The organism is Bacillus sp. 03113, assembly GCF_006546985.1.
Lineage (GTDB): Bacteria > Bacillota > Bacilli > Bacillales > Cytobacillaceae > VATK01.
Map to the genome: position 1 here is coordinate 76848 of NZ_VATK01000012.1, position 12936 is coordinate 89783.

At 36.3% G+C, this 12936-nt stretch carries 15 protein-coding genes; 10 read left to right on the forward strand and 5 right to left on the reverse strand.

Features of this window, described 5'->3' with window-relative positions:
* The first annotated feature begins 610 nt into the window (after positions 1-610).
* The gene (locus FDO66_RS13020; protein WP_141433091.1) at positions 611-1075 is read left to right on the forward strand and encodes a helix-turn-helix transcriptional regulator; all 465 of its coding nucleotides are present in this window, start codon (positions 611-613) and stop codon (positions 1073-1075) included.
* Positions 1076-1221: 146 nt separating this feature from the next.
* Here FDO66_RS13020 and FDO66_RS13025 read toward each other — a convergent pair whose 3' ends face one another.
* Positions 1222-2004, reverse strand: coding sequence for a glucose 1-dehydrogenase (locus FDO66_RS13025; RefSeq protein ID WP_141433092.1), 783 nt, complete (start codon positions 2002-2004; stop codon positions 1222-1224).
* Positions 2005-2022: 18 nt separating this feature from the next.
* Complete coding sequence (locus tag FDO66_RS13030; RefSeq protein ID WP_141433093.1) at positions 2023-2880, reverse strand: GRP family sugar transporter; 858 nt, start codon at positions 2878-2880, stop codon at positions 2023-2025.
* A gap of 285 nt (positions 2881-3165) precedes the next feature.
* Here FDO66_RS13030 and sigY point away from each other — a divergent pair, with 285 nt between their 5' ends.
* Genes sigY through FDO66_RS13060 form a run of 6 tightly spaced genes read left to right on the forward strand, consistent with a single transcriptional unit; the run spans position 3166 to position 6105 of the window.
* Positions 3166-3699, forward strand: coding sequence for an RNA polymerase sigma factor SigY (gene sigY / locus FDO66_RS13035; protein WP_141433094.1), 534 nt, complete (start codon positions 3166-3168; stop codon positions 3697-3699).
* Positions 3696-4028, forward strand: coding sequence for a YxlC family protein (locus FDO66_RS13040; RefSeq protein WP_141433095.1), 333 nt, complete (start codon positions 3696-3698; stop codon positions 4026-4028). Before sigY ends, FDO66_RS13040 begins: the two co-directional genes overlap by 4 nt.
* Entirely contained in the window at positions 4025-4225 is a 201-nt protein-coding gene (locus FDO66_RS13045) for a transcriptional regulator (RefSeq protein ID WP_141433096.1), read from the forward strand. The genes FDO66_RS13040 and FDO66_RS13045 overlap by 4 nt, the downstream gene beginning before the upstream one ends.
* 15 nt (positions 4226-4240) lie before the next feature.
* Positions 4241-4429 carry a PLD nuclease N-terminal domain-containing protein gene (locus FDO66_RS13050; protein ID WP_141433097.1) on the forward strand — a complete coding sequence of 63 codons (189 nt, stop codon included), beginning with the start codon at positions 4241-4243 and terminating at the stop codon, positions 4427-4429.
* A 12-nt stretch (positions 4430-4441) separates the two neighbouring features.
* Positions 4442-5332: an ABC transporter ATP-binding protein gene (locus tag FDO66_RS13055; RefSeq protein WP_141433098.1), complete on the forward strand. Its 891-nt coding sequence runs from the start codon at positions 4442-4444 to the stop codon at positions 5330-5332.
* Positions 5329-6105: an ABC transporter permease gene (locus FDO66_RS13060; RefSeq protein ID WP_141433099.1), complete on the forward strand. Its 777-nt coding sequence runs from the start codon at positions 5329-5331 to the stop codon at positions 6103-6105. Before FDO66_RS13055 ends, FDO66_RS13060 begins: the two co-directional genes overlap by 4 nt.
* 76 nt (positions 6106-6181) lie before the next feature.
* Here FDO66_RS13060 and FDO66_RS13065 read toward each other — a convergent pair whose 3' ends face one another.
* Both FDO66_RS13065 and FDO66_RS13070 read right to left on the reverse strand, forming a co-directional pair.
* Positions 6182-6559: a DUF3147 family protein gene (locus tag FDO66_RS13065; RefSeq protein ID WP_141433100.1), complete on the reverse strand. Its 378-nt coding sequence runs from the start codon at positions 6557-6559 to the stop codon at positions 6182-6184.
* Between the two features lie 13 nt (positions 6560-6572).
* Complete coding sequence (locus FDO66_RS13070; protein WP_181444567.1) at positions 6573-6929, reverse strand: DUF3147 family protein; 357 nt, start codon at positions 6927-6929, stop codon at positions 6573-6575.
* A gap of 541 nt (positions 6930-7470) precedes the next feature.
* Here FDO66_RS13070 and FDO66_RS13075 point away from each other — a divergent pair.
* The 3 genes from FDO66_RS13075 (at position 7471) to FDO66_RS13085 (ending at position 11600) form a co-directional block, all read left to right on the forward strand.
* Complete coding sequence (locus FDO66_RS13075) at positions 7471-9225, forward strand: ABC transporter ATP-binding protein (protein WP_141433101.1); 1755 nt, start codon at positions 7471-7473, stop codon at positions 9223-9225.
* Positions 9222-11234: an ABC transporter ATP-binding protein gene (locus tag FDO66_RS13080; RefSeq protein WP_141433102.1), complete on the forward strand. Its 2013-nt coding sequence runs from the start codon at positions 9222-9224 to the stop codon at positions 11232-11234. The genes FDO66_RS13075 and FDO66_RS13080 overlap by 4 nt, the downstream gene beginning before the upstream one ends.
* Before the next feature lie 66 nt (positions 11235-11300).
* Positions 11301-11600 carry a hypothetical protein gene (locus FDO66_RS13085; RefSeq protein WP_309475279.1) on the forward strand — a complete coding sequence of 100 codons (300 nt, stop codon included), beginning with the start codon at positions 11301-11303 and terminating at the stop codon, positions 11598-11600.
* A 199-nt stretch (positions 11601-11799) separates the two neighbouring features.
* Here FDO66_RS13085 and FDO66_RS13090 read toward each other — a convergent pair whose 3' ends face one another.
* Positions 11800-12909 (reverse strand): ABC transporter ATP-binding protein, encoded by a 1110-nt coding sequence (locus FDO66_RS13090; RefSeq protein ID WP_141433104.1) that lies wholly within the window; start codon positions 12907-12909, stop codon positions 11800-11802.
* Between the last annotated feature and the right edge of the window lie 27 nt (positions 12910-12936).

The following is a 12936-nucleotide window of genomic DNA, read 5'->3' on the forward strand; positions in this document are numbered from 1 at the left end:
TCTGTTGATTTTTGACTCATTTAGCACGATTTTTATGAAACGCTAGCGAATGCGAGCTTTCGCTAGCGTTTCACACGAATGATTCAAAAATCGCTTTTATCAACAGTACTCTTTAACAAAGCCTTTTATTAAAAATTCAATACTCTATTTGCTTAGGTAACTTACTTATTCGCTATGAAAAGATAAATTCCTTTTTGGAAAAATATATAAAGTGAAACTTCCATCAGTAGGGGTTTTAGTTCATCCCCCACTGATGGTTAGTTGAACCAATCACGCTCATACATGCCACATCCTGTGGCACTCGCCTGACTAGGACGTCCTGTCCGTTGTCGGGTTTTTACGGGCAGTTATCCTCCACCTAGGATTTTTCGTTTACTCTCATAACCTTGAGGTGGAGGTCTTACTGCCCGTTAATGCGGGATAAAATATTTGTTTTAGAAAAAGCATGATCGCATGGATCAATATAGAAGTAAAAGAGGAGCAAAGAAATTTTACTTTCTTTACAAAATAGTTAATTTTCGAATATTCATTGATCCTTAAATTCATAGTATTTTATAATAGAAGATATTGGTGTAATTTTACAAAGGAAATTATAAAGGGATGACTTAATTTGACACGGGAAGAAATCATTTTTGATGTTTCAGAAAAAATGAGATTAATAAGAGCCGAAGCGGGCTATACACAGGATAAAATGGCTGAGATTATAGGGATTTCAAAAAAAACACTTGTCCAAATTGAAAAAGGAAGGGCTTATGCAGGTTGGACAACTGTAGTCGCTGTTTGTGCTTTGTTTCGTGAAGCAGAGACTGTAAGGTTTTTATTTGGAAATGAACCTTTAGAAGTATTAGAGACAATTGCTAGGGAAGGAGCCGATTATCGGAAGGAAAAAACAATGGGTGGAAAAGTGTGGTGGAGAGAAATAGCCAGAGAGCATGACTATATTCTTCAGCAAAATATCATTAGTCAGCACTTTCGTATTATTGATGTTGACTTATTTCGTATTTTTAGCAGCTTTGATGAGAAGGAAGCGCTAGACCGGTTTAAGGAATTAGCTATCGAGTACAAGGAAATATAAATCTGGAGGGATAAGGTGTATAAATAAATAGTACCAATATATTATCATACATCTTTTTCCTGTTTATTGCATGCATAAGTGAAAAAACTTTAATAATCCATTCATATAATTGATAATAAAAGTAGAAAGAAATAGTATTTAATCTTTTATCCTCTTCCACCTTGAAATGCTGGAAATTTTGTCATTCCCCCATCGGCAAATAATGTAATGCCTGTCACATAGCTTGCTTCTGAAGAAGCTAGCCATGCCGCAACAGCTGCAATTTCTTCCGGTTTTCCAATATACCCCATAGGAATAAGCGATTCGACATCTGCTTTTGCAGCTGGGTCAGAGAATTTTTCAGCATTAATAGGAGTATTAATAGCTCCCGGTCCGATGTTATTTACACGAATTCCTTTTGGAGCAAATTCAAGAGCAAGGGTTTCAGTCATCAATTTCATCCCACCTTTGCTAGCAGCATAGTGAACAAAGTTAGGCCATGGAATCATTTCATGAACACTCGACATATTTATAATATTCCCTTTGATATTATGCTTAAGCATATACGCAATAGCTTCACGGCTTCCAAGGAATGCCCCGGTTAGATTTGTGTTAATCACTCGATTCCAATCTTTAAGCGGCATTTTTTCGGAGGGTACAGGATTTTCGATTCCAGCGTTATTAATCATGACATCAAGTCGGCCAAACGTTTCATGAGCGGCAAGAATTAAATTTTTCACATCTTGCTCTATTGTAACATCACCTTGTTTAGCAATAGCATGTCCACCCGCAGCTTTAATTTCCTGAATTAAGTTTTCAATTTCATCGTTATCGTGATAATTAATCACTACTTTTGCTTTTTCTTGTCCAAATCGAAGGGCCATCGCTCTTCCAATCCCTGTACTTGCTCCTGTAATAACGACTACTTTTCCTTCTAAATCTTTATACATATTTGATATCACCTCATACTATTTTTTTGTAAAACCAAGTAATACCCCTCCGATAATAATCAAAATACACCCGACTATGACAAATATAACCTGTTTTTTCGATTTTTTTTCACCAAGAAAGAACACTCCGCCTAATGTTGAAATAATAATTCCTGTCTGTGAAAGAGAATAGCTTGTAGCAACACCGATTTTTGGAAGGGAAAGAAGTAACCCCAAATTTCCAATCCCCCACCAAATCCCTGCAATTATATTTCTCGCTGCATATTTATTAAAAGGCTTATGTTGATATGTAAGAACAATTGAACTAATAACGATTCCAATAGATTGAGGCATAATTGCAGACCACCCGTCGATTTTATACCAACGAATAATGATCACATATATAAGATAGCCAAGAGTTGACAAAAGAAGGGTGAGAAAACCTTTTTTATTATTTTTTCCATTTTTTTCACTGCTCTTATTCTTATCCTCTAGTACTGTAAAAACAACCCCTATAATAATGAAGAGAATAGAAACTGTTCCTATTAAAATAGTGGTCCATTGTGACCATTCCTTAAAGATTATTACACCAACTAATGCGGTTGAAATTAGCTGCATCCCGGTAGAGAGGGGGACCGTTCTTGAAACCCCTAGGTACTTAACACTAGCCAGTTGATTGCGTTGCCCAATAGCCCAAAACATCCCTGAAATAATCCCTACCATCCAAATGGTGGGAGTGAGGGAAGGTGAAGTAACAAAAAATACTCCAATTGAAAAGATTATAGCGCCAAAGGCAGTACCGAGTAATTGACTAAACGCATCCCCTCCAAGTTTTACATTTAGAAAAATGATACTTCCCCAACATATTGCTGGAATAAGTGCTAATAAAAGTTCCATTACTGTCCTACTTTCTTGAAATAATTTACTATTTAAGCAAGTGGGTATTCAACGTATATTGAAAATATCTTACATGATTCATTAAGTTGATAAAACTTTAAATAAATAATGGGAAAAAAAGTTATATGATTTAGTTTTATATAAAAAAGAATTTTTTATCCATATAGCTAAGATTGAAAGGGAAAGTTTAGATAAAAAACTCATGTTTTGCTAAATTTTTTTGAACGATTTCTTTTTCCTATACGTCTTATTACTGAAATGCAGATAGAAAGCAGGTGCATCCTTTTGAATGTGGAAGATGAGAAAACGCTGATTACAAAAGCTAAAAACGGGGATGATGCCGCGTTTACACAGTTGTTTCAACAGCATTATTCTTTTTTATATAAATATTTGATTAAACTAACGATGAATAATGATCTTGCAGAAGATTTGATTCAGGAAACAATGTTAAAAGGATATGTAAATATTCAGCAATTTAATGGAAGTTCTAAATTTTCAACTTGGTTGATCTCTATCGCCTCTCGCCTATTTATTGATCATCAACGAAAAAGGAATAGAGAAAAAAAGTGGTTCCAAGAAGCAATAGAAACGTTTTCAAGAAAGCTAGAATGGGATTTAGCAATAAAGGGGTATGAGTGGAATGAGATTTTACATTTGTTCAATCACTTAAATGCTGAGACGCGTTCCTCGATACTGTTAAGACATTATTATGGGTTTACATATGCTGAAATTGCTCAAATCCTTCAGATTAAGGAAGGAACAGTTAAATCACGTGTCCACCATGGACTAAAAGAAATTCGAAAGGAGTGGGCTAAATGATCGATGAGAATGAAAAGGAGATTGCTTCGATCTTAAATATTGAATTATCAAAAGTAGACGAAAAGCTTGAGCCTCAAATACCGACTACAAATGAGCTGCATCAATTATTGATGCAATTGAAAGAAACTCGGAAAAAGGCATTTCGAAAAGAACTTGGATGGTTTTTATTCTCCGCTATCTTTATTCTTTCCTTCTATGTGATGATGGCTGCTAAGAACCCAATTATATTTATTACCGTTCAAGTGCTTGCGGTAATCGTTATTCCTATTGGTATCTTTATAGAAAAAAGACGGCAAAACCGAAAAGAAGGAGTTGTACGTCTACCATGAACCAAGAAAAACTTGTTGCGCTAGTATTGTTATCACCTATTCTTTTAACACAAAGCATCTGGCTATTCATTGATGCCAAGAAAAAAGGAACTTATGCCTGGTTCTGGGGAATATGGGGATTAATTCAATTTCCATGTCCAAGTCTTTTTTATTGGCTATTTGTTATTCGTCCTTATAAGAAAAAACAAAAAATGTAAAAGGAGTAATGAAGCATGAATGTAAATTGGGAAATAGTAGCGCCAATTATTGTATTACAGTTAATACTAATGATCAGTGCCTTACTCAGTTTGGTTAAGCAAAGAGAGACGAATGGTCCGAAGTGGCTCTGGACGATTGTCATCGTATTTCTTACAACCTTTGGACCAATTTTATATTTTATTATTGGAAGAAAAAAAGATTAGTGGAGGAAAGATATGCTTATAGAAGTAGAGCAGTTAACTAAAACCTATCATCAACAACATGCTGTGGATCATATAAATCTAAACATACATGAAAACCAATGTGTAGCTTTACTTGGACCGAATGGTGCAGGTAAAACAACCACCTTAAAGATGCTGTCTGGTCTTCTATCACCTACGTCAGGCAGGATTCAATTTCTTGGGAAATCTAGCATAGATAAGCAATTTATCGGCTATTTGCCACAGCATCCATCCTTTTGTTCTTGGATGACGGCAGAAGAATATTTATTATTTTCGGGAACACTTTCAAAGCTTACAAAAAAACAAGTAAAAGAAAAAATGAAGGAAGTTCTACAAATTGTTGGATTGGAGCATGCAAAAAATAAAAAAATCAGTGGTTTTTCTGGGGGCATGAAGCAGCGCTTAGGACTTGCACAAGCAGTCATTCATGAACCTAAATTTCTAATATTGGATGAGCCCGTTTCAGCACTTGATCCTTCTGGACGCCGAGATGTGTTAAACATAATGGATGAACTTAAGAAAAAGATGACCATTCTATTTTCAACCCATGTGCTTCATGATGCTGAGCAGGTGTGTGATGATATTATCATGCTAAAGGATGGCAAGGTAAAATGGTTTGGGTCACTGCAAAAATTAAAAGAGGCGCATCAGGAAGAAACTTTTCTGTTATCTACTTTTGAGTCTCTTAAACAATGGCTTGATAATCTCGAATATGTTCAGAATATCACATATTTTCAAACGTCAAAAGCTGAATTTAAGCTTATTGAATCAAAATATCGCAATAGATTGATTGAAGACTGTATAAAAGCGGGATTGACGATTTTGCATTTTGAACAAAGATCTCAATCTCTAGAGGACGTATATATGGAGGTGATGGGGCAATGAGTCAATTTTTAACTTTGTTTCAAAAAGAAATAAAGGAGAGCTTTAAAGACGGAAAATTGATCTGGTTACCGATCGTTTTTATGATTCTTGGTATTTCCCAGCCTATTAGTTCCTATTATATGCAAGATATTTTAGAAATGTCAGGGAGTCTGCCAAAAGGTACAATCCTTAAATTTCCTAAACCATCAGGAGAAGAAGTTTTAGCACAGGTTTTGTCTCAATTTGGTTTGATAGGAACAGCTATAATTGTTTTAAGTGCAATGGGATGTGTTGCTTCGGAACGAAATAATGGTTCTCTTTCGCTCATAATGGCTAGACCAATTAGTTCAACACAATACATAACTAGCAAATGGGCATCACAAGCAGCGATTCTGCTAGTTTCCTTCACTCTCAGCTATGGACTGTCCTATTATTACACAAGCCTATTATTTCATTCTGTCAGCATAGCTCGGTTCTTTTCAAGTCTATTTATTTATAGTTTATGGATTATATTTGTCTTAACGATCACATTATTTTTTGGTGTTATTTTGAGAAAAGCAGGAGGAATAGCAGGTGCTAGTATTTTGCTAGTATCCGTTCTATCATTAGGAAGTTCACTTTTTTCAAGATACTCAAAGTGGAGTCCATCACAGGCAAAAAATCAGGCAGTCAGTGTGTTATTGGAGGGAGTATGGGGGGATTCCTTTTTACTTATGCTTATTTCTACAGTTTGTTTTATCTTTATCCTTCTAATGGGGTCCGTTCTGTTATTTAAACGCTACGAGAGTTATTAATGAGAACGAGAATGGTAATAAATAGAGGGACTAAAAAGGCGAGATTTGTCTCTTTAGTCTCCCTATATTAATAATATTAAGATGCTTTTATATGCTTTTGTCTTTGCCCAACCGCTTCTTTTGTTTTTAAAATAAGAATTGAGCTAACGAACCAAACGATGGCTCCAAGTATAATGCTCATCCACCAGTTATGAGTCCACTGGAGTAACAATAATACGGCAATCACACAAACACCACAGCCAATCATCCCATATACAGAGCCTTGTGCAATTTGTGCTGCCATATTTGATCCGTGTCGAATGCCTACCATCAAGACAGCTACGATCATGACCGCTGGGAAAGCAGCGAAAATCCCACCAAGCATTTTCCAAGGAATTAAATTAGAAACGACATAGCTTATCATGACGGCAGACCCACCAAATAAAAAGCGTAAAAATAATTCTCGTTTATCCATGTTAACCCCCTCCTTATGCTGATAATAAAGCAATCATCATTGATACAATAAACCAGCAGCTTAATGAGTATACTAGGCCAAGCTTCCAGCCTTTTCTCGTACATAAATAACCGACTGCAACTGCGCATAAAATATTAATGGCCATTCCTATAAGAGCTCCTTTAGAAAGGGAGATTGATTTTTCTATTAATTGATAGCCAGTTGCATCTAAGTGAATTGTGAGCAGAGCGGCGAGATAAACAGCGGGGAAAGCTGCGAAGATTCCACCAATCTTACTACCTGCTTTTTTGGCAATAATGGAACAGGCTAATACTGCCAAGCCTCCAAATAAAAATCGAATCAACATACCGAAAATAGAAATATCGGACAATTTCCTGGCCTCCTAAATGTGTACAAATGAGTGAGTGAAATATGGAAGCATTTTCATGTGTGAAAATACTCACATTTTGTTCTACTACATTCTACTCCTCCTGCCATCATCTTGCCAGTGAATAAATTGTTAAATTTTACGAATTCTTCATTATATAAAAATTCGTAATTGACAATTGTTGGAGGTGATGATAGTCTAAAAAAAGATGGAAAATTAATGAAAAAGAAAGGGAGGTTACGAAAATGAGAAGCTTTCAATATGTTCTTTTTACTCAAATGAATAATAACGTAACCTATCTGCAAACCTTTCAAATCTAACATAGTGCAATCCAACAGCACAGGTTACGACTATTTCGTGACGTGTGCTTTTTTGTCTTATTTACATAGAGGCATATCGCATGTAGCGGTATGCCTTTTTGTATATAAATAATCATTATATGGAGGTAGAAAATGTGATTGTAATCAGACGGGAAAGACGAGGCAAATCATTAGTGGAGCTAGAAGGTGGCTAGTTTGTTTAGATTAGAGGGGAGAGATACGTATTGTTCTCTGTTTTATGGAAATTACGAGAGTTCTTTACAGAACATTGGAAAAGGTATACAATTGCGATTTCTTTACTCACCATTGTAGGGATCATCGAAATCATTCCTCCAAAGCTAGTTGGAATGGCAATTGATGATATTCATCTAAGTACAATGAATGTAGAGCTTTTAATGAAATATTTGGGTGCATTGACCATGATCATGGTTGTATCATACGGGATCACATATATTTGGATGTACCAATTGTTTGGAGGAGCCTTTATTGTTGAGAGAAAATTACGCAGTCGTTTTATGAAGCATTTATTAAAGATGACTCCTACGTTTTTTGAACGCAACAGAACAGGGGATCTTATGGCTCGTGTTACAAATGATCTCCAATCCGTTTCTAATACGGCTGGCTTTGGTGTCCTTACCTTAATTGATTCAAGTATATTTATGTTGACCATCCTTTTCACAATGAGTTTTTTCATTAGCTGGAAGTTAACTATTGCTGCGATTATTCCATTGCCAATCATGGCTTGGTTTTTTAAAATTTTAGGTAATCAGCTTCATGTGAGATTTACGAAAGCACAGGATTCCTTCGGTGAATTAAATGATAAAGTGCTTGAATCAATTTCAGGAGTAAGGGTGATTCGTGCATTTGTTCAGGAGAAGGCTGATCAAAGACGCTTTCATCAAATGACTGAAGATGTTTATGAGAAGAATATTTTAGTCGCAAAAATCGATTCTTTATTTGATCCAATGATCAAAATATTAGTTGGTCTCAGTTATCTAATAGGGATTGGCTACGGAGCTTATTTGGTGTTTAACCAAGAAATAACGATTGGAAATCTTGTTTCATTTAATGTTTACTTAGGGATGCTTATTTGGCCAATGTTTGCGATAGGTGAATTAATAAACATTATGCAAAGAGGCAATGCATCCCTTGATCGAGTACAAGAAACATTAGCTTATGAAGAGGATGTAAAGGAAGCTGTTCAACCCATAAGCATCGATACGCCAAAAGATATATCTTTTCAAACGGTATCCTTCCGCTATCCGTTATCAAAAAATGACAATTTAAAAAATGTTTCCTTACACATAAAGAGAGGAGAGACATTGGGACTCGTTGGAAAAACAGGGAGCGGGAAAACGACCTTCATTAAACAGCTTTTGAGAGAATATCCATTTGGTGAGGGGAGATTAGAGATTAGTCAAGCTCTACTAACTGAACAGCCCATGAAACAAACGAGAAGCTGGATAGGCTACGTTCCACAAGACCATGTCCTATTCTCAAAAACCGTTCGAGAAAATATTTTGTTTGGAAAGGATAATGCTAGTCAGGAAGAACTGGAAAAAGCGATTGAATTAGCTGACTTTCAAAAGGATATTGAACGGCTTCCGGAAGGGCTTGAAACACTGGTAGGTGAGAAGGGTATTGCATTATCAGGAGGACAAAAGCAAAGAATATCCATTGCTCGTGCACTTATCCGTCAACCTGAAATATTAATTCTCGATGATTCACTTTCTGCTGTAGATGCGAAAACTGAACAAAGGATTATCGCAAACATTCGAAAAGAACGATTTGGAAAAACGACCATTATTTCAACTCATCGAATGACTGCTGTACAGCATGCAGAGCATATTCTTGTCTTTGATGATGGGAAAATAGTGGAGCAGGGGAATCATAAAGATTTAATGTCGCAAAATGGCTGGTATAAAGAACAATTCGTAAGACAACAGGCAAAGTCAGATGTAGAGGGGGTGTTGTCTTGAGTACTGGAAAAAGATTGGTGCAATATGCACTGCTGTATAAAAAAATCATCCTTCTCGCTTTATTGATGCTTTCTATCACCGTCACTGCAGACCTATCTGGACCTTTTATTGCGAAAAAAGTCATTGATGAGCATATATTAGGGATTGAGAAAGTTTGGTATCAGACGGAAGCAGGAAAAAATACCGTTTCCTTTCAAGGAAATTACTATAAAAAAGAATCCTATGTAAATAAACAAGATAAGATTATTGAGCGCGCAAGAATCTTACAAGTTCATAAAGATTATCTTTTTATACAAGACGAACTTTCTTTTGAAGGAATTAAATCTTATAAAGATGGGATTCTGACGGTTAAAAAAGGAGATAAAATTAAGACGTACGATGCGATTAAATTGAATAAAGGAGATTTGCTGGCATTTTATAAACCAGAAATTCCGAAAATCATCCAATTGCTGTTTTTTTATTTTGGTTTAGTCATCGTTGCCGCTTTGTTCCATTATGGGCAGCAATTTTATCTTCAAAAATCAGCGAATCGAATTATCCAAAAAATGAGAGAAGATGTATTTGCACAAATTCAGCGACTTCCTATTCGCTATTTTGATCATCTGCCTGCAGGTAAGATTGTAGCAAGAGTAACCAATGATACGGAGGCTATTCGAGAATTATATGTAACGGTCCTGTCCTCCTTTGTTATAAGTGGAATATATATTACAGGTATTTACATTGGATTATTCATTCTAAATGCCAAGCTTGCAGCAATTTGTTTATTGCTTGTCCCAATTTTATTTATTTGGATGCTTTTTTATCGAAAATACGCTTCTAAATATAATCATATTATTCGTTCAAGAGTTAGTGATATTAATGGAATGGTCAATGAATCGATTCAAGGGATGAATATTATTCAGGCATACAGTCGAGAAAAAGCAACTGAAAAAGAATTCGAAAAGATGAATGAAGAGCACTTTACCTTTCAAAATAAACTGCTTAGTTTAAATGCGATGACTTCACATAATCTAGTGAATGTATTGCGAAATATCGTTTTTATTTCTTTTATTTGGTACTTTGGCGGCGCATCTCTTCAAGCATCCTCCATTTTATCGCTTGGAATGCTTTACGCCTTTGTTGACTACATCAATCGTTTGTTTCATCCGATTCAAGGGATCGTTAATCAATTAGCTAATTTAGAAAAAGCACTCGTTGCAGGAGAGCGTGTCTTTCGATTATTAGATGAAGAAGGAATCGATGTAAGTGAAGAAGAACAACCGCGATATAATGGAAATGTGACCTTTAACCATGTTTATTTTGGCTATAAGGATGATGAGTATGTATTGAAGGATATTACCTTTGAAGCCAAACAAGGAGAGACGATTGCCCTCGTTGGACATACTGGTTCAGGTAAAAGCTCCATATTGAATTTATTATTCCGCTTTTATGATTGTCAGCAAGGAAAAATCATGATTAATGGCGTAGATATTCAAACGATGTCTAGGCAAATGCTGCGCAAGCATATGGGGATTGTGATGCAGGACCCATTCTTATTTATAGGAACGATTGCTTCAAACGTTACGCTAGAGGATGAAAAGGTATCAAAAGAAAAAATGGTGCAAGCATTAAAGGATGTGGGAGCAGAAATAGCATTTCAAACATTGGAGAAAGGCTTTGATGAACCTGTACTAGAAAAAGGCAGTACACTATCAAGCGGACAAAGGCAGCTCATTTCCTTTGCAAGAGCTCTTGCTTTTGATCCTGCGATTCTTATTCTTGATGAAGCAACCTCAAGTATTGATACAGAGACAGAATTATTGATTCAAAAAGCAATGGATGTGCTGAAAGAAGGGAGAACGACCTTTATTATTGCACACCGATTATCCACTATTCGTCATGCAGATCAGATCATTGTTTTAGATCGTGGTGAAATTGTAGAAAAAGGAAATCACGATGAACTAATGGAGCTGAAAGGAAAATATTATCAAATGTACCAGCTTCAGCAAGGCTCTTCCATAGCCGGGTAAAAAGAAAAGGAACAACCCTTAAGATTTGGTTGATCTTGGAAGGGATTGTTCCTTTCTTTATTGATTATGCTAATAATAAAAAAGAGGGATTCACTTAACATGAGCATTTGTCCCATCTGTAATGGATTACAAGAAATTCATGCCGTATGTCCATCCTGCGGAAAAATCGTCCATGATGCAGGAAGGATAATGGATTATTATGATGACTACAGCGCCTATATGCCAATTGACCAACTTAAACTAGAGGATGGATATCCAGACGATCTTATAAACCAAAAATGTCCCCATCTTTTCTACTGTATAAGCTGCGGTCATGATCAAGTGATTATGGTAAAACAATGGGTAAAAGGCGCATCTCATCAATGAGTGCGCCATCCACTTTTCTATGTCCAGCTTCAGGCGCCATCGGCTCGAGGTCATAAACCACTTCTGAATGAGAGGAAAAAACATCTTCAATTCAGAAGCGTTTTTTGTTTGTCGGGGCTGATCAAAGCGCTTCCGACGTACAGGATGTACTAGTGCCGATGAAGACATGCGGACGTGGCGCCTTTAATCGGCCGCATTTCTATTCATTAGAAGAGCGGATTCTTATCTCTGTTTCTTTATCAAAAAAGTGAGCTTTATTCATATCAAAGCCAAGTTTAATGACTTGACCTGGTATTGTTTCCGTACGTGAATCAAGTCTGGCAACAAAATCTTGACCATTAACGCTTGAATAGATCATCGTTTCCGCTCCAGTCAGTTCTGAAACATCAACTGTAGCCGAGATAGCAGCTCCAGCAGAAACTTCAAGGAAGATAGGTTCATCGTGGATGTCTTCTGGTCGAATGCCAAATTTAATTTCTTTCCCTACATAGCCTTGGTCACGAAGAACTTTCATTTTTCCTTCTGGGATTTTAAGTGAAACGCTTCCAATTTTTAAAACGCCTTCATCTATTTTTCCATCAAAAAAGTTCATAGCAGGGGATCCGATAAAGCCAGCAACAAATACATTTTCAGGTTTTTCATAGACCTCTTTAGGTGCACCAACCTGCTGCACAATTCCATCCTTCATAACTACAAGACGAGTAGCCATTGTCATTGCTTCCGTTTGATCATGGGTTACATAAATCGTTGTTGTTTGAAGACGTTTATGAAGCTTGGCAATTTCAGCACGCATTTGGACTCTCAGCTTTGCATCAAGGTTTGAAAGAGGTTCGTCCATTAAAAACACCTTAGCATCACGGACAATTGCTCGTCCTAAAGCAACACGTTGTCTTTGGCCTCCTGAAAGCGCTTTAGGTTTTCTGTTTAAATAAGGTTCAAGTCCAAGAATCTTAGCTGCATTTTCAACACGTTCTTTAATTTCCTTTTTAGGGAATTTTCTTAGCTTTAAACCAAATGCCATATTATCGAATACAGTCATATGAGGGTAAAGAGCATAGTTTTGGAAAACCATCGCAATGTCTCTGTCCTTTGGTGCTACATCATTTACTCTTTGCTCGTCAATAAAAAAATCACCTTTAGATATTTCTTCAAGACCTGCAATCATTCGAAGAGTCGTTGATTTTCCACAACCTGATGGGCCAACAAAAACGATAAATTCCTTATCTTCAATCTCAAGATTAAAATCCTTTACCGCGGTTACATTATTATCATAAATTTTGTAAATATGGTTTAATTTTAATTCAGCCATTGAAAGTACCCTCCCAAGATCTTATTT

Bases quoted from the DNA above. Each gene is read 5' to 3' on its own strand.
- FDO66_RS13025 (WP_141433092.1), bottom strand. From the start codon at position 2,004: ATGTATAAAGATTTAGAAGGAAAAGTAGTCGTTATTACAGGAGCAAGT.
- FDO66_RS13030 (WP_141433093.1), bottom strand. From the start codon at position 2,880: ATGGAACTTTTATTAGCACTTATTCCAGCAATATGTTGGGGAAGTATC.
- FDO66_RS13040 (WP_141433095.1), top strand. From the start codon at position 3,696: ATGATCGATGAGAATGAAAAGGAGATTGCTTCGATCTTAAATATTGAA.
- FDO66_RS13045 (WP_141433096.1), top strand. From the start codon at position 4,025: ATGAACCAAGAAAAACTTGTTGCGCTAGTATTGTTATCACCTATTCTT.
- FDO66_RS13050 (WP_141433097.1), top strand. From the start codon at position 4,241: ATGAATGTAAATTGGGAAATAGTAGCGCCAATTATTGTATTACAGTTA.
- FDO66_RS13055 (WP_141433098.1), top strand. From the start codon at position 4,442: ATGCTTATAGAAGTAGAGCAGTTAACTAAAACCTATCATCAACAACAT.
- FDO66_RS13060 (WP_141433099.1), top strand. From the start codon at position 5,329: ATGAGTCAATTTTTAACTTTGTTTCAAAAAGAAATAAAGGAGAGCTTT.
- FDO66_RS13065 (WP_141433100.1), bottom strand. From the start codon at position 6,559: ATGGATAAACGAGAATTATTTTTACGCTTTTTATTTGGTGGGTCTGCC.
- FDO66_RS13085 (WP_309475279.1), top strand. From the start codon at position 11,301: ATGCTAATAATAAAAAAGAGGGATTCACTTAACATGAGCATTTGTCCC.
- FDO66_RS13090 (WP_141433104.1), bottom strand. From the start codon at position 12,909: ATGGCTGAATTAAAATTAAACCATATTTACAAAATTTATGATAATAAT.